We start from the raw sequence: 16963 nt of genomic DNA on the forward strand, positions 1-16963 counted from the left end.
CAACAATGAGCCATAAGCAAGTCGTTGCGGTGCTGTGGATAGTGCTGGTGATATTGACGCTGGGTGGATCTCTGCTGGGAGAAACCACCGAACCCGGCTATGTATTGATGTTGCTCATCACACTCACCATGGCCTTCAAGGGACGCATGGTAGTTGATCATTTCATGGAACTGAAAAACGCCCATCCGCTGATCCGGCGTCTGATGCAGGGCTATTTCTATATCCTGCCGCTTGCCACGGCGACCACCTATCTGCTCAGCAACGCACAGTTGTAGTAACCACGCTCCCGCTCGACACCATGCACGGCTTGTTGTCGCTTACGCAAGGCATGAACAAGTCCATTTTGGACTTCCCGACACACATCGATGCGAGCGCTCTCGAAGGAGAAAGCCGGAGGCCGGCACCATTGACCCACTCAGCGCACCCGGTGGTCCGGTTCCCAGGCATGGCAGTCATAGTGCATACGCTGAAAATCGGCGGTCATGGCGCGGGGCAATCAACAATGTCTGGGCATGCGCGGTGTTCAGCGGTGTGGAGAAAACGTTCTGTCGCGTCATGAGGTCAGGGTTGCAGTGCGCGCAAACGCAGCGTGCCCATCAATTCATGACCGCAGCAACGGTGATGCAGCTCTGCTGCGCGCAACCTACGCCCTCATCGCGCGCGCCACCGCATGGGCAAGGTCAACGGGAACGAATTTGGTAAGCACGTCGTTGGCGCCGACTTTATGGGCCTTCTCGGTATTGATGGCACCGTTGAGCGATGTATGCAACAGCACGTACAGATGCTGCAGCGCCGGGTCGTTGCGGATCTCGCGTGTCAGACTGTAGCCATCCATCTCCGGCATCTCGATGTCGGACAACACCATGTCCACCAGCTTGCCGTCGCGGGCCTGCGCCTGCAGCGCCTGCAGCGCCTCCTTGCCGTCGCGCACCATCACACACTCCATGCCCAGCGGTTCCAGGGTATTGGCGGTCTGGTGGCGGGCCACCATCGAATCATCCACCACCATCACGCGGCGCCCCTGCAACTTCGCCCGTTCCCCCTCAGCCAACTGCACCTCACCCGTGGCCTCCACCGGCTCGATTACCTCGCCGATGACCTTCTCCACATCGAGGATCTGTACCAACTCGCCATCCACATCGGTGACGCCGGTGATATAGCTGCCGAGTCCGGTGCCCACCGGCGGCGGCAGCACCTTCTTCCAGTCGCAGTGCACAATGCGATCCACCTGGCGCACCAGAAAGCCCTGCATGCTGCGGTTGAACTCGGTGATGATAATGGAACCGTTGCACGTCCCTTCCTGCTGCACCTGGCCGCGGCCGATGGCTCGGGCCAGATCAATCACCGTCACCGGCGCACCACGCAGATGGGCGACACCCTTTACCGCGACATGGGCCTGCGGCAAATGGGTCAGGCTGGGACAGGGAATGATCTCCTTGACCTTGAGTACGTTGATGCCGAAGCGCTGCTTGCTGCCCAGATCGAACAACAGCAACTCAAGACGGTCATCGGAGTGGGACTGCTTGACCATGCTGCCTCCCGCGGCGCATCTGCGCCTAGTAGCTCGCCAGTTCGGACAGCTCCTCGTCGGACAACAGCTTGCTGGCATCCACCAGGATCAGCAGGCCCTCCTTGCGGTTGGACAGGCCGGAGATGAAACGTGCCGCGTCGCCGGCGCCGGTATCGGGAGCGGACTCGATCTCGGAGGAACGCAGTTCGGCCACTTCGCACACGCTGTCGACCAGAAAGCCGACCGCATGGTCGCCCGCCTCCAGGATCAGGATACGCGAGGCATCATCCATGTCGTGCGGCGGCAGACCAAAACGGCTGCGGGTGTCGATGATGCTGACCACGTTGCCGCGCAGATTGATGATACCCAGCACATAGCCGGGTGCGCCGGGCACCGGGGATATCTCCGTGCCGCGCAGCACCTCGCGCACCTGCATCACATCGATGCCGTAGGTTTCGCTGCCCAGACGGAAGGTAACCCAGCGCGACACCGTCTCACTACGCGACTTCATTTCCTGAGCCATGCAGGCGCTCCTCCAGTTTGCTCTTAAGGAAGGTCTGAATAAATCCATCCTGGACTTCTCAGGTCGCTCCCGCCCGTCCCTGGGCTCCGCGACATAATTCCATCCATGGACAAAACCACGCCAAACGAAAAGAGTGATTTTCGCTTGGCTTCAATTTTCAACGACTTATCGTCGTTCAAAATTGGCGGCACATCCCTGTGCCGCGGAAGCTCTGAACTTATTCAGAGCTTCCTTAAGAATATTACTTACAGAAACATTGTATAGGAGATTACTCTGACTCGCCCGGGACCGCCAGCGCAGCGGCATCCAGACTGCGCCACAGACACCTGCCGCCACTGGCCTTGTCTATGGCCTGCAGACGCTGTTCGTGCGCCGCCAGTTCCTCGTCGCTGGCGCGCACCACACGCAGTGCCGGCCGGCCGGCCAGCCGCTGGATCGCCTCAGGCGCGGCCGTCGTGCCGGTGTTGCCGCTGCCGCCCAGCGACAGCGTAGCCTGGCCGCCGGTCATGGCCAGATAGACATCGGCCAGGATCTCGGCGTCGAGCAGCGCGCCGTGCAGTTCGCGGTGTGTGTTGTCGATACCGTAGCGCTTGCACAGGGCATCCAGATTGTTCTTCTGTCCCGGATGCAACTGCCGCGCCATCGCCAGGGTGTCCAGCACCGAGCAAAAGGCGTCGATGCGGCCCCACTCGTCCCCCAGGAGTTTCAGTTCGTGGTTGATGAAACCGACATCGAACGGGGCATTGTGGATGATCAGTTCGGCGCCACTGACGAAATCGAGAAAGTCGCGCGCCACATCGGCAAAGCGCGGCTTGTCGGCCAGCATTTCATTGGTGATGCCGTGTACTTCGATGGCGCCGGCATCGATCTCGCGATCCGGCTGCAGGTACTGATGATAGGTATTGCCGGTGAGACGGCGGTTGATCAGTTCGACGCAGCCAATTTCGATGATGCGGTGGCCATCGGCCGGCTCCAGGCCGGTGGTTTCGGTATCGAGCACAATCTGGCGCATCAGGCCTGCTCCTCCATTTCGTCGATGGCGTGGTTGGCCAGTTGATCGGCCAGTTCGTTCTCCGGGTGGCCGTTGTGACCGCGCACCCAGACCCACTCCACCTGATGGCGCTGGCAGGCTGCATCCAGCCGCTGCCACAGGTCGGCGTTCTTCACCGGCTTCTTGTCGGCAGTCTTCCAGCCGCGACGGCGCCAGTTGGCCAGCCACTCGGTGATGCCCTTCATCACGTACTGCGAGTCGGTGGTCAGGCGCACCTTGCAGCCGCGCGTCAGTTCCTCCAGCGCCATGATGGCCGCCATCAGTTCCATACGGTTGTTGGTGGTCTGCGCGTCGGCGCCGTACAGGCGCTTTTCCTTGCCCTTGTAGCGCAGCAGCGCCCCCCAGCCACCGGGGCCCGGGTTGCCGCGACAGGCGCCGTCGGTATAGATCTCCACGATATCGTTACAACTTTCCGTCATGTTCCTGCTTTCTAACAGTGGGACCGGCGAGCCCGGCGGACACCAGGGCACGGCGCGGGCGCCAGCGCGGGCGGATCGGGGTCAGCGTGGCGACACGTTTCTTGGCCACCAGCAGATAGGCGCCGCCAAGGACCGGCCACCAGCGCCCTCCCCAGCGTTCGAGAAACTGCAGGCGCTGCAGCAGGCCCGGGTGGCGCAGCGGTGGCCGGTGATAGGCGTGGCGCAGCAGCACCGTATCAAAGCCCAGCAGGGACAACCAGTCCTTCACCCGCCACGGACTCAGGAAACGCCCGCACCACGGCGCACGCCGCCGCCAGCCCAGCAACAACCGGCACAACCCCCACAGACTCCACGGATTGAACCCCAGTACGGCCACATGTCCCTCGGGAATCAGCACGCGCTCAGCCTCGCGTAGCACCTGATGGGGCTCGTCGGCAAAGGCCAGGACATGGGGCAGCAACAGCAGATCAATGCTGTCCGTCGCCAAGGGCAGGGACTCCGGCAGCCCGGCACACCCCTCGGCACCCGCAGCGCCTGGCAGAGCCGCAGGCGTGTCCACCAAGACCATGCGGTGGGCAATGCGCGAGGCGGTGGTCAGGTCGCGCCCTTGCGGCGCCCCCACCTGCAGCAGGTGGTAGCCAAACAGGTTGTACAGGGTTTCATCCAGCAGTTGCTGCTCGCAGGTGGCGAGACTTTGGCCAAGGGGTGTGGCATACCACTGGCGCAGGCCGGCGCGCGCCTCGCTGCCCGGGCCGCAGCGGTAGGACTGCAAGACACGCCTGACGCTAGCCCACATTGACCCGTTCCCCGCCCCCTGTCACCATGCACCCATTATGCTTGAAGTCCGCTGCGTTCCCGCCTTTGACGACAATTATATCTGGCTTCCCGGATTGCCCGGCAGCCGCCGCGTCGCCATCGTCGACCCCGGTGATGCCGAACCGGTACTGGCCTACCTAAGCACCCATGGCCTGGAGCCGGCCGCCATCCTCGTGACCCATCACCACGGCGACCACACCGGCGGCATCTGCGACCTCACTGCCCGCTATGACATCCCGGTCTACGGCCCGGCCCGCGAACGCATCCCGGGCATGACCCATCCGGTGAGCGACGGGGAGCGGCTGGAACTGGAAGCGCTGGGCCTGGAGTTCGAGGTCATGGAAACCCCCGGCCACACCCGCGGCCACGTCTGCTACCTCGGCCACGGCGCCCTGTTCTGCGGCGACACCCTGTTCACCGCCGGCTGCGGCCGTCTGTTCGAGGGCACGCCGCAGCAGATGCACGCCTCCCTGAGCCGCATCGCCGCCCTGCCCCAGGCCACGCTGATCTACTGCGCCCATGAATACACCGCCACCAATCTGCGCTTTGCCCGGGTGGTGGAGCCGGACAATCCCGACATCCTCGCCCGCATCGACGAAGTGGCACGCCGCCGTGCCCGCCACGAGGCCACCGTACCGGCACCGCTGCTGCAGGAACTGAAGACCAACCCATTCCTGCGCTGCGGGGTGCCGGAGGTGGTGACCGCCGCCGAGGGCTTCGCCGGCCACGCCCTGCCGGACGGCGCCAGCGTGTTCGCCACCGTGCGCCACTGGAAGGACACCCTCGACTGAGGCCGCTACCGCATCCAGCGGCAGATCCTGCGTTAAGGAAGCTCTGAATAAGTTCAGAGCTTCTGCGGCACAGGGATGTGCCGCCATTTTCCAACGACGATAAGTCGTTGGAAAATGAAGCCAAGCGACAATCACACTTTTCGATTGGCGTGGTTTTGTCCACGGATGGACTTATGTCGCGGAGCCCAGGGACGGGCGGGAGCGAGCTGAGAAGTCCAGGATGGACTTATTCAGACCTTCCTTAAATCTTGAACCGTACCCGGGCCACGGCCTACCATTGCACCCTGTGCCCGAGATGAGAACAACAATGCGCCGGATACTGTCCCTGTCGCTGCTGGTCCTGACCCTGAACGGCTGCCTGCCGCAACAGGCGCGCCACGATACTGCCTCCCCGGCGCTGAACGCCCCTCCAAGCACAGACCGCACCGCCACAACGACCATCGCCGCCATCCAGTGGAGCCAGCCCGATCAGTCCGGTGAGATTTGCGTGCCGCCGCTGGATATCTGGGACCGCATCCGCGAAGGCATGACCCTACCCGATCATGACCATCCCGGGGTACGCGCCGACCTGGAGTGGTATGCCAGCCATCAGGGCTATCTGGACCGCGTGGTGACCCGTGCCAGCCCCTACCTGCACCTGGTGGTCGAGGCCGTTGAAGAACGCAACCTACCCACCGAACTGGTGCTGCTGCCGGTGGTGGAAAGCGCCTACCAGCCCTTCGCCTACTCCCACGGCCGCGCCGCCGGCCTGTGGCAGTTCATCCCCGGCACCGGCCGCCGCTTCGACCTGAAACAGAGCTGGTGGTACGACGGTCGCCGTGATGTCGCCGCCTCCACCCGCGCCGCCCTTGACTACCTGGAATACCTGCGCGACCACTTCGACGGCGAATGGCTACTGGCCATTGCCGCCTACAACTCCGGTGAAGGCACCGTGAAGCGTGCCGTGGCCCGAAACAAAGCACGCGGCAAACCGACGGACTTCTGGTCCTTGGACCTGCCGCGCGAGACGCGCGGCTATGTCCCCAAGCTGCTGGCCATCTCCCGTCTGATCAAGGACCCGGAAGCCCATGGCGTCAGCCTGGGCCCCGTGCCCAACGAGCCCTTCCTCACCAGCGTCGAACTGGATTCACAGATCGATCTGGCCCTCGCCGCCGAACTGGCGGATATCTCGCTGGAGGATATCTACCTGTACAACCCCGGCTTCAACCGCTGGGCCACCGACCCGGACGGCCCATACGACCTGCTGCTGCCCATCGAGCGTGTGGACACATTCAAACAAAAACTGGCCGCCTATCCGCCGGAACGGCGTGTGCGCTGGGAACGCCATCGCGTCAAGAGTGGCGAGAGCCTGCTGCAGATCGCGCAGAACTATCGCACCACGGTCGAATTACTGAAGAGCGTCAACAACCTGCGCAGCAACACCATCCGTGCCGGCGACTACCTTACCATACCGGTGGCACGCCAGAAACTAGCCAGCTACCGCCTCAGCGAGGAACAGCGCCTCATCGCCACCCAAAACCAGCCGCGCGAAGGACGCCGCATCGACTATCAGGTTAAGCATGGTGATTCACTATGGGGCATAGCACGCCGCTACGACGTCGGCGTCAACGAACTGGCGCGCTGGAACGGCATGGCGCCACGCGATCCGCTGCTGCCAGGACGCACGCTGGTGATCTGGACCGATGCCAAGGCAGATACTGTGGCGGCCATCAATCCGGCACGCTTCACCCATCCCTTCAGCAGCAGCACGCGCCAGCGTATCGGCTATGTCGTGCGCAGCGGTGACTCCCTCGCCACAATTTCCCAGCGCTTCCGCGTCAGCGTCGACAACCTGATCAGCTGGAACAAACTGGACGGCAAGAAATACCTGCAGCCGGGTCAGCGCCTGACCCTGTACGTGGACGTTATCCGACAATCGGAGAATCTATAAAGACACTGTAGGAGCCCGCTTCGCGGGCGAATACACGCGTGGCCCAGGTATGATACGCCGAGAGGACTCGGCAGATCATTTGAACAACGCTGCCGCCAGCAACTGCTGCGTGTAGGGATGCTGCGGCGCATCGAACACCCGCTCCGTCTCTCCTGCCTCCACCACCCTGCCCTCATGCATTACCAGCACGCGATGAGCAACGGCACGGATCACCTTGAGGTCGTGGGAAATGAACAGATAGCTCATCCGGTGCCGGCGCTGCAACTCACGCAGCAAAGTCAGCACCTGCTTCTGCACCGAGACATCCAATGCACTGGTCGGCTCATCGAACAAAATCAATTTCGGTTCCAGCACCACCGCGCGAGCGATGGCGATACGCTGACGCTGGCCACCGGAAAACTCGTGCGGATAGCGTGCCAGTATGTCAGGCGACAAGCCGACTTCCTCCAGTACCTGCACGATGCGCTCACGCCGCGCCGCCGCGTCGAGTTCGGGGAAATGCAGCTCCAGCCCCTCGCCGATGATCTGCTCCACCGTCAGGCGCGGCGACAATGATGAGTACGGATCCTGGAACACCACCTGGAACTGGCGCCGCAACGGCCGCAGGGCGCGCTGCTGCAAGGTATCGAGCCGCCTGTCTTCGAAATAAATCTCGCCCTGGCAATCCTGCAGGCGCAGCAGGCACATGCCCAGTGTCGACTTGCCCGAACCAGACTCGCCCACCACACCCAGCGTCTCGCCGGGACGCAGTTCCAGCTCCACGCTGTCCACCGCCCGCACCGCGCCCACCTGGCGCCGGAAGAAACCGGCCTTGATGGGAAAGTGACAGGACAGTTCCCGCGCCGCCAGCAGCGGCGTCAGATCGGCCAGGGCCACGCGCTCCTCCGCCGCCGGCAGCACATCCAGCTCACTGGCCAACAGCTGCCGTGTATAGGGATGCTGCGGCGCGGCGAACAGCTCGGTTACCGCGCCCTGCTCCACCAGACGGCCACGCTGCATCACGCACACGCGGCCAGCGAAATGGCGCACCATGTTGAGGTCGTGGGTGATGAGCAATACCGCCATACCGAACTCGGCCTGCAACTCATCCAGCAGATCGAGGATCTGGCGTTGGATAGTGACATCCAGCGCGGTGGTCGGCTCATCGGCGATGAGCAGTTTGGGTCGACAGGCCAAAGCCATGGCGATCATCGCGCGCTGGCGCTGACCACCGGACAACTGGTGCGGATACGCCTCCAGGCGCTGCATCGGATCGGGAATACCGACGCGACCGAGCAGCTCGATAGCACGCCGCTGTGCGGCCTTGCCGTCCAGTCCCTCATGCAGCAGCAACGGCTCGATGATCTGGCGGCCAATGGTGTGCAGCGGATTGAGAGCAATCATCGGCTCCTGGAAGATCATCGCGATATCACGGCCACGGATATGGCGCATCTCTGCCTCGGACAGCGTCAGCAATTCACGGCCGGCAAAGCGGATGCTGCCGCCGTAGGCGGTACGCTGCGCCTCATGCAGACGCAGGATGGACAGAGCAGTCACCGACTTGCCTGAACCCGACTCACCCACCAGCGCCAGCTTTTCACCGGGATGTATGGCGAAGCTCACCTCCTCCACCACGTGTTGCCGTGCCTCGGTGGGACCGAAAGCGACGCTGAGTTGCTCGATCTGCAGTAGCGGTTCCATATCAGCCCTGCCGCGTGTCCAGCGCCGAACGCAGCGCCTCACCGATGAAGATGAGCAGCATCAGGGTCCCCACCAGCACGATGAAGGTGGTCATCGACAGCCACCATGCATCGATGTTGTCCTTGCCCTGGGCCAGTAGCTCACCCAGGCTGGGCGTGGTCGGCGGCACACCGAGGCCGAGGAAGTCCAGGCTGGTCAGCGCCAGCACTGCACCACTGATGCGGAACGGCAGAAAGGTAATCACCGGCGTCAAGGCATTGGGCAGCAGGTGGCGCCACATGATGGTGCGGTTGGACACACCCAGGGCACGGGCCGCGCGCACATAGTCCATATTGCGTCCGCGCAGGAATTCTGCACGCACATAATCGGCCAACCCCATCCAGCCGAACAGACTGAGGAGGACAATCAGCAGCAGCAGGCTGGGCTGGAAGATGGAGGCGAAGATGATGAGCAGATACAGCTCCGGCATCGAACCCCATACTTCCATAAAGCGCTGCGCAAACAAATCGATACGGCCGCCGAAATAACCCTGGATGGCGCCGGCCAGGATACCGATGGCAACACCGATGGCGGTCAACACCAGACCGAACAGTACCGAAATGCGGAAACCGTAGATCAGACGCGCCAAGACATCGCGGCCGCGATCGTCAGTACCGAGCAGATTGTCTGCCGAGGGCGGCGCCGGATTGGGCGCTTGGGCAAAATAGTTGATGGTGTCGTGGCGATAGGGATTGGGCGGATACAGCGCCCAGTTGTCGCCTGCGTGCAACTGTTCGCGTATGAACGGATCGAGATAATCGGTCTCGGTGGCGAAATCGCCGCCGAAGGTGGTCTCGGGATAGGTGACGAGCAACGGAAAGTAATACTCGCCCTGATAATGCACGATGATGGGCTTGTCATTGGACAACAATTCTGCACCCAGACTCAACATGAACAACAGACCGAACAGCCACAGACTATAGTAGCCACGGCGGTTAGCTTTGAAGCGGCGCCATGCACGTCGGCTGCTCGACTCGTTCATTGCCTCACCGACTCGAATTGGATGCGTGGATCGACCAGCACGTAACAGATATCGGTGAGCAACTTGCCCACCAGACCAATCAGAGTGAACAGATACAGCGTACCCATTACCACCGGATAATCACGCTTCATGACCGCGTCATAGGACAGCAGGCCGATGCCATCGAGGGAGAAGATGGTTTCAATGAGCAGGCTGCCGGTGAAAAACGCCGCCAGGAAGGCGCCGGGAAAACCGGTAATCAGCGGGATGATGGCATTGCGGAACACGTGACGGTACAGCACGGCGTTCTCGCTCAGCCCCTTGGCGCGGGCGGTGAGCACATATTGTTTGCGAATCTCTTCGAGAAAACTGTTTTTGGTCAGCATGGTCATCACCGCAAAGCTGCCCACCACCGAGGCGGTGACCGGCAACACCATGTGCCACAGATAATCCAGCACCTTGCCGAACACTGACAGTTCCTCCCAGTTGTCCGAGGTCAGTCCACGCAATGGGAACACGTCCCAGAAGCTGCCGCCGCCGAACAGCACCAGCAGGGTGATGCCGAGCACAAAACCGGGGATGGAGTAGCCGATGAGGATCAGCGTGCTGGTAGCCAGGTCGAATGGGGTGCCATCGCGTACCGCCTTGGCTACACCAAGCGGCACCGAAATCAGATAGGTGAGGAAAAAAGTCCACATACCGAGGCTGATGGACACCGGCAGCTTGGATAACACCAGCTGTAACACCGACTGATGATGAAAATAGCTGTCCCCCAGGTTGAAGGTAAGGTAATTACCCAGCATCTCCATAAAACGCTGCCAGGCCGGCTTGTCGAAACCGTAATAGGCCTTGAGTTCCGTCAGCCGTTCGCTGTCCAACCCCTGTGCGCCACGATACAGTCCCTGCAAACCGGCACTGGCTTCACCCTGCACCCCCTGCCCCTTGAGTTGGGAAACCAGTTGCTCTACCGGACCACCAGGCACGAACTGGATGACGATGAAAGTGATCAGTAGTACACCGAACAACGTCGGGATCATCAGCAGCAGGCGCTTGAGGATATAGGCAGCCATCAGTGCGGTCCTTCCTCGCTCCACCAGGTAGTCAGCATCCAATTCGCTGCGTTGTAATACAGCGGCAATCTCTCCGGCCGACCGAAGCGGTCCCAGTAGGCGACGCGATGGGTGCCGATGTACCAGTGCGGCACCAAGTATTCTCCCCACAGCAGTACCCGATCCAAAGCATGCACTGCCGTCACAAGGGCGGCGCGGTCGCGGGCGTAGATCACCTGTTCCACCAGGGCATCCACTACCGGATTCTGGATACCGATGAGATTGCGTGTACCTTCCTGCGTCGCGGCCGAGGAATGGAACATGCCCATCAGCTCGTTGCCCGGTGACTGCGACTGGCCGAAACCGGCCACCACCATGTCGAAGTCATAGGTATCTATACGGCGCTGATATAGCGCCGGATCCACCGTACGGTAACTCACGGTGATGCCAAGCTTGCCCAGATTGCGTGCGTAGGGCGCAACGATACGTTCGAAACCCTTCTGCACCAGCATGATATCGAACTGAAATGGCTCGCCTTGCCCGTTGCGCAGCGCACCGTCACGATACTCCCAGCCGGCTGCATGCAGTAGCGCTTTGGCATCACGCAGATTCTCGCGCAGACTGTGCGGTGGATCGGTACTCGGCGGCAACCACGGCCGCTGGAACAGCTCCGCCGGCAATTGCGCACGGAACGGCTCCAGCAGGGCCAGCTCGGCGCCTGTGGGCACGCCGCGTGATGCCAGTTCGCTGTTACTGAAATAGCTGTCACACCGCTGGTACTGGTTGTAGAACAACTGACGGTTGGACCACTCGAAATCGAATGCCAGCGACAGGGCGCGGCGCACACGGATATCACGAAACTGTGGGCGGCGTAGGTTGAACACGAAACCCTGCATGCCGGCGTTATTGTGATGTTCCAGCTCGGTCTTGACGATACGGCCATCGCGGAATTTGCTACCGACATAATCCCGTGCCCAAGTCTTGGAATTGTATTCGACATTGAAATCGAATTCACCGGCCTTGAATGCCTCCAGTGCCACGGTGAAATCACGGTAGAACTTGAAAGTAACCCGATCAAAATTGAACATGCCGCGGCGCACATTGAGGTCGCGTGCCCAGTAGTCAGGATTGCGCACAAAGGTTATGTACTTGCCCAGTTCATACTTCTCGATGCGATAGGGACCACTGCTGAGCGGCTCTACCAGTGCCATTTTGTCAAAGTCACTGTCGCCGACCCAAGCACGGGAGAAAATGGGGATCTGCCCGGCAATCATGTGCAACTCTGGGTTGACGCGGGCGAACTCGAAACGCACGATGCGCTCATCCAGCACCACCGCCCGCTCAATATCACTCCAATAGAAACGGTACTGCGGATGGCCCTTGTCGCGCAGGGTTTCGAAAGAAAACTTCACGTCGGCGGCGGTCACCGGCGTGCCATCATGGAAACGGGCACGCGGATTCAGCCGGTAGGTCACCGAGCGACGGTCCGGCGCCAATTCAACATCCTCAGCCAGCAATCCATACTGGCTGAACGGCTCGTCGAGGCTGCTCTCCATAAGGGTTTCGAACATCAACTCGGTAAGCCCGGCGGCAGCCTGGCCCTTGAGGGTAAACGGATTGAGACTGTCGAACCCACCCACCGCGGCCAGATTGACGCTGCCGCCTTTGGGGGCCTCCGGGTTAACATAGTTGAAGTGGGCAAAGCCCGGTGCGTAGGCCGGGGTGTACCCCAGCGCCTGCGCTGGTGCCGCAGACACCGGAGCTGTGCTGCACAGCAGGAGAAGGATCAGCGCAAGGTATCGCATAGGCACAGCTCAGCGCAGTGCACTCCGGGACGGTGATGGTGCCGGTAGTCCATGGTTATCGTTCGGTTGTATGATGAACCCGTTATGTGTAAGACAACTGCCGCATGGTAGTACGAGCCTCCCTTCTGGAACAACTGGAGTTCGTCATGGGATTTCTGCAGGGTAAACGTGCGCTGATTGTCGGTCTGGCCAACAACCACTCCATCGCCTGGGGCATCGCCAGGGCGATGCGGCGCGAAGGTGCCGAACTGGCCTTTACCTACCAAAGCGAAAAACTGGCTGCCCGCGTCACCGCCCTGGCAGCGGAACTGGACTCCGACATCGCACTGCGCTGCGATGTCGGCAGCGATGCCGATATCGCGCAGGTGTTTCATCATCTCGATAATTACTGGAATCATATCGACATACTGATCCACTCCGTAGCCTTTGCACCGGCCAGCCAACTGGAAGGCAACTACATAGACGACGTGACCCGTGAAGGGTTCCGTATCGCCCACGACATCAGTTCCTACAGCTTCGTCGCCCTGGCCAAGGCGGCACACCCTATGCTGCGGGCTGGCAGCAACCTGCTCGCCATCAGCTATCTGGGCGCGGTGCGTGCCGTACCGCACTACAACGTGATGGGCCTGGCCAAGGCCAGTCTGGAGGCCAACGTTCGTTACATGGCCGCAGCCCTCGGGCCGCAGCAAATCCGTGTCAACGCCATCTCCGCCGGTCCGATCAAGACGGCTGCCGCCAAGGGTATCCGCGACTTCAACAGAATGCTCGACTACGGTGCGCGCAACGCACCGCTGCGGCGCAACGTTACGCTGGATGAGGTAGGAAATGCCGCTGCCTTTCTTTGTTCGGACCTCGCCTCTGGCATCACCGGCGACGTACTGTATGTAGATGCCGGCTATCACATCCAGGGCATGGCCGTGCTGGATGGCAAATAGTCCGAAGATTGTATAAATTCGCGCATTGATAGCGCAGTATATTGGCCACACAAGGGAATTTCCGAACGATTTTCAAGGAACCAATCGTCGCTGCAGCCCATAAGGATGAGGCGCAAGGACGCGCCGGGCAAGGAGCGGCGCATCGGTGATTACGGCCGCCTGAGGTCAATCCCATGTGCGGTAAGAGACCAGCGATGACGGGCGTAATTTATGAAATATTCGCACGGGGCTCAGGCCGCCGTCTTCTCCTGTAGAATCCCCTCCTCCCCTTCCAACCGCGCGATAACCACCGCGCCGCAGGAATCGCTATAGACATTCACCGCGGTACGGCACATGTCGAGGACGCGGTCGACCGCCAGGATCATGGCAATTCCCTCCAGTGGCAGGCCGATACTACCCAGAATGATCGCAATGGCCACCAGACTGGCAGCCGGAACACCAGCAACACCAATGGAGGTAAGGAGTGCCAAGGTGACGATGGTGAACTGCACGGCGAAACCAAGCTCCAGACCATAGGCTTGGGCGATGAACATCGCCGCCACACACTCATACAGGGCCGTGCCGTCCATATTGACCGTCGCCCCCAGCGGCAGCACAAAGCTGCTGGTACGGTTGGATACCCCGGCATTCTTTTCCACGCACTCCAGCGTCAGCGGCAGTGTGGCCGACGACGAGGCAGTGGAAAAGGCGGTGAGCAGGGCCGGTGCCATCGCCTTGTAATGCCGCCAGGGATGGACCCGCCCGATCAGACGCAACAACAAGGGCAAGACCACAAAGAAGTGTACCGCCAGTGCCGACAAGACCGTGAGGAAAAACCAGGCCAGCGGTGCAAAGGCGGCAAAGCCGGTATCGGCCACCACCCGCGCCACCAGGGCAAATACCCCGAACGGAGCAAAACGGATCACCCATTCGGTGATCAGCATCATCACCTTGAACACACCGTGCCAGAAGTTGTACTGCACCTCGGCATAGGCGGTGCCGATCCGGGTCATGAAATACCCATACAGCAGGCTGAAGAAGATCAGCCCCAGCATCTGCCCATCGGCTGCCGCCGCGACGATATTGACGGGTACCATGCGCAGGAACACCCCCACCACATCGCCCGCCCCATGCCCGGAAACCTTGTCCATCACATCATGGTTGTCCACTGCCAGACCCAGACGCTGCTGAGCCGGCTCGCCATTGACGATACCAGGTGCAATCAGGTTGACCAGCACCAGCCCCACCAGTATCGCCAGCAGGCTGGTAGAGAGGTAATACAGCAGGGTACGGCCGCCAAGACGGCCCAAGGCGGAAGATGAGCCGATACCGGCGATACCGCTGATGATCGATGCCATGATCAATGGCACGATCAGCATCTTCAGTGCATTGAGGAACAGCGTGCCGACAAAGTCGAACACGGCATAGAAGGTGACACCGAACAGTCCACCGTCACGGCCGGACAACAGACCGGCGGGCAGTGCAAACAACAGCGCGATGAGGATCTGCCAGTGCAGTTTGAGCTGCAGCAGCCTCATCGCTCTAGCCCCGGATTACTGTGGCCGCGCCGGACGGCTGATCTGTGCCGACGCGCGAATGCTGGCGAGTGTGGCAGCAAAGGCGGCCTCTCCGGCCGCACGTTCCAGATCACCGGCGGCGCCGACTTCGCCATCCACCACCTCACCATCCCGCACGGCGTAAACACCGAGCACCGCCATATCGCCAGCGGCGGTAACCACCAGTTCCCAGCTCGGCTTGCCCTCCTGCGGGCGCGGCATGGCAAAGGCACGTCGCACGATAGTGGCATCGACACTGCCATCATCACGGGATACGCCATCCTTGCGCTGCCACTTGACGCGCGCGGCCTTGGCGGCCAATACCGGGTCAGTCCCCTGCTGCAGTTGTTGCAGCAGCGCGGCGGCGGCCTCATTTGCAGCGGCGGCAGCCTTGTCACGACGCAGGCGCGTCACGATATCTTCGCGCACGCTATCCAGTGGACGCCGCGCCTCGGCCTGATGCTGCAGGACGCGCAACACCACCAGATGATTGCGTCCCACCTCGATGGTTTCGCTGTTGTTGCCGCGAGCCAAGACGTCTTCGCTGAAAGCCGCCGCCACCAGACGCGGATTGGCCAGCACGCCGGGGCCACCACGGCGGGTAAACGGCTCGCTCTGCTTGATGGTCAGCCCCAGTTGCCGCGCGGCCTCTTCCAGGGTATCCGGATGCTCATAGGTCAGGCTGGCGAGCTGTTCGGCCTGTTCGTAGTATTGCTGCTCTGCGCGTTCATTGCGTATTTCCGCCAGCAGTTGCTCACGCACCTCGGCAAACGGCTTGGTAGCACCGCCGCGCACCGCTTCGAGCTTGATCAGGTGATAACCAAAGGCGCTGCGCACCGGCTCGCTCAACTGACCCGGTTGCAGCGCAAAAACGGCATCTTCAAAGGGCTTGTCCATCACACCACGGCCAAAGAAACCGAGGTCTCCTCCCTCCGCAGCGGAAACAGGATCCTGTGACTCCTTGCGGGCAACATCAGCAAAAGATGCGCCGGCACGAATCTGCGCCAGCAGTTTCTCTGCTCTGGCACGCGCAGCCGCATCAGTCGCGGCATCGGCATCGGTGGCAACCTGAATCAGGATATGACGGGCGCGTCGCTCTTCCGGCGCGGTGTAATTGGCCTGGTTGGATTGGTAGCGTGCACGCAACTCATCGTCTCCCACCTTGATACCCTGTGCAATCTGCTCGGCAGACAGTTCCAGATAGGCGATACTCACCTGCTCCGGTTGCATGAACAAGGCACCCTGCGCCTCGTAGTAGGCCTGCACCTCGGCATCCGTGACTTGCACCTTGGCCGTGAAATCGGTCAGCGGCAGCACCATGAAACCGATATCACGCTGCTGCCCCTGCAATTTCTGCATGGCAAGCCGCTCGGCCGGAGTTGTGAAATCACTACGTGCCACACCGGCATACAGTTGTTGCGTGAGCATGTCGCGACGCAGATCGGCCTCGAACGACTTGACCTCCATACCGCGGCTGCGCAAGGCTGTCTCGTAAGCCTGCTGTGAGAAATGGCCGTCGACCTGGAATGCAGGGACGTTGTGGATGGTCGCCGCCAACAAGGCATTGCCAATACGCATACCGCTGTCAGTAGCCGTCTGTACCAGCAATTCCTGTTCGATCAGCCCATCCAGCACCTGCCGCCGCATCTGTTCCTCCGGAAACATCTCCGGACGGTAATTGGCACCCAGCATTTCCTGCAAGCGCTGCTGCTGCTGGTAGTACACCTGCTGCAGGCGCTGCTGGGAAATTTCGGTGTCGTTGACCTTGGCGGCCGGCAGTTCCTTGCCGCCACCAAAATACTGATTGATACCCCACAGTGCGAATGGAATGATGATCAGGATTACGATAACCCAGGCAATCCAACTCTGGGCGCGTTCACGGATGAATTGCAGCATGGCGGTTTGGCCCCTACGCTGAC

At 61.2% G+C, this 16963-nt stretch carries 15 protein-coding genes; 4 read left to right on the forward strand and 11 right to left on the reverse strand.

Going from position 1 to position 16963, the window contains the following annotated elements:
* The first annotated feature begins 5 nt into the window (after positions 1 to 5).
* Entirely contained in the window at positions 6 to 275 is a 270-nt protein-coding gene (locus EP379_RS08600; RefSeq protein ID WP_127477413.1) for a cytochrome C oxidase subunit IV family protein, read from the forward strand.
* A gap of 368 nt (positions 276 to 643) precedes the next feature.
* Here the strand turns inward: EP379_RS08600 and EP379_RS08605 are convergent, their stop codons facing one another.
* The 5 genes from EP379_RS08605 to EP379_RS08625 all read right to left on the reverse strand — a co-directional run bounded on the left by EP379_RS08605 (position 644) and on the right by EP379_RS08625 (position 4299).
* Positions 644 to 1531, reverse strand: a complete 888-nt coding sequence (locus EP379_RS08605) for a chemotaxis protein (RefSeq protein ID WP_127477414.1) — start codon at positions 1529 to 1531, stop codon at positions 644 to 646.
* A 25-nt stretch (positions 1532 to 1556) separates the two neighbouring features.
* Positions 1557 to 2033, reverse strand: coding sequence for a chemotaxis protein CheW (locus tag EP379_RS08610; RefSeq protein WP_127477415.1), 477 nt, complete (start codon positions 2031 to 2033; stop codon positions 1557 to 1559).
* 268 nt (positions 2034 to 2301) lie between these two features.
* Positions 2302 to 3045 (reverse strand): DNA polymerase III subunit epsilon, encoded by a 744-nt coding sequence (dnaQ, locus tag EP379_RS08615; RefSeq protein ID WP_127477416.1) that lies wholly within the window; start codon positions 3043 to 3045, stop codon positions 2302 to 2304.
* The gene (gene rnhA / locus EP379_RS08620; RefSeq protein ID WP_127477417.1) at positions 3045 to 3503 is read right to left on the reverse strand and encodes a ribonuclease HI; all 459 of its coding nucleotides are present in this window, start codon (positions 3501 to 3503) and stop codon (positions 3045 to 3047) included. The genes dnaQ and rnhA overlap by 1 nt, the downstream gene beginning before the upstream one ends.
* Positions 3487 to 4299 (reverse strand): class I SAM-dependent methyltransferase, encoded by an 813-nt coding sequence (locus EP379_RS08625; RefSeq protein ID WP_127477418.1) that lies wholly within the window; start codon positions 4297 to 4299, stop codon positions 3487 to 3489. The genes rnhA and EP379_RS08625 overlap by 17 nt, the downstream gene beginning before the upstream one ends.
* Positions 4300 to 4336: 37 nt before the next feature.
* Here EP379_RS08625 and gloB point away from each other — a divergent pair, with 37 nt between their 5' ends.
* Positions 4337 to 5110 (forward strand): hydroxyacylglutathione hydrolase, encoded by a 774-nt coding sequence (gloB, locus tag EP379_RS08630; protein ID WP_127477419.1) that lies wholly within the window; start codon positions 4337 to 4339, stop codon positions 5108 to 5110.
* A gap of 307 nt (positions 5111 to 5417) precedes the next feature.
* Complete coding sequence (locus EP379_RS08635; RefSeq protein ID WP_127477420.1) at positions 5418 to 7040, forward strand: lytic transglycosylase; 1623 nt, start codon at positions 5418 to 5420, stop codon at positions 7038 to 7040.
* Positions 7041 to 7115: 75 nt separating this feature from the next.
* Here the strand turns inward: EP379_RS08635 and EP379_RS08640 are convergent, their stop codons facing one another.
* The 4 genes from EP379_RS08640 to EP379_RS08655 are packed head-to-tail and all read right to left on the reverse strand — an operon-like array spanning position 7116 to position 12574.
* Positions 7116 to 8720 (reverse strand): ABC transporter ATP-binding protein, encoded by a 1605-nt coding sequence (locus EP379_RS08640; RefSeq protein WP_127477421.1) that lies wholly within the window; start codon positions 8718 to 8720, stop codon positions 7116 to 7118.
* A 1-nt stretch (position 8721) separates the two neighbouring features.
* A complete protein-coding gene (locus EP379_RS08645; protein ID WP_127477422.1) occupies positions 8722 to 9741 on the reverse strand; it encodes an ABC transporter permease in 1020 nt (339 codons plus the stop codon).
* Positions 9738 to 10790, reverse strand: a complete 1053-nt coding sequence (locus tag EP379_RS08650; RefSeq protein WP_127477423.1) for a microcin C ABC transporter permease YejB — start codon at positions 10788 to 10790, stop codon at positions 9738 to 9740. The genes EP379_RS08645 and EP379_RS08650 overlap by 4 nt, the downstream gene beginning before the upstream one ends.
* The gene (locus EP379_RS08655; RefSeq protein WP_127477424.1) at positions 10790 to 12574 is read right to left on the reverse strand and encodes an extracellular solute-binding protein; all 1785 of its coding nucleotides are present in this window, start codon (positions 12572 to 12574) and stop codon (positions 10790 to 10792) included. The genes EP379_RS08650 and EP379_RS08655 overlap by 1 nt, the downstream gene beginning before the upstream one ends.
* A gap of 146 nt (positions 12575 to 12720) precedes the next feature.
* Here EP379_RS08655 and EP379_RS08660 point away from each other — a divergent pair, with 146 nt between their 5' ends.
* Positions 12721 to 13509 (forward strand): enoyl-ACP reductase FabI, encoded by a 789-nt coding sequence (locus EP379_RS08660; protein WP_127477425.1) that lies wholly within the window; start codon positions 12721 to 12723, stop codon positions 13507 to 13509.
* Between the two features lie 230 nt (positions 13510 to 13739).
* Here EP379_RS08660 and EP379_RS08665 read toward each other — a convergent pair whose 3' ends face one another.
* Positions 13740 to 15026: a dicarboxylate/amino acid:cation symporter gene (locus tag EP379_RS08665; RefSeq protein ID WP_127477426.1), complete on the reverse strand. Its 1287-nt coding sequence runs from the start codon at positions 15024 to 15026 to the stop codon at positions 13740 to 13742.
* Positions 15027 to 15041: 15 nt separating this feature from the next.
* The gene (locus EP379_RS08670) at positions 15042 to 16940 is read right to left on the reverse strand and encodes a SurA N-terminal domain-containing protein (RefSeq protein WP_127477427.1); all 1899 of its coding nucleotides are present in this window, start codon (positions 16938 to 16940) and stop codon (positions 15042 to 15044) included.
* Between the last annotated feature and the right edge of the window lie 23 nt (positions 16941 to 16963).

It is taken from the genome of Sulfurivermis fontis (genome assembly GCF_004001245.1).
Lineage (GTDB): Bacteria > Pseudomonadota > Gammaproteobacteria > Thiohalomonadales > Thiohalomonadaceae > Sulfurivermis > Sulfurivermis fontis.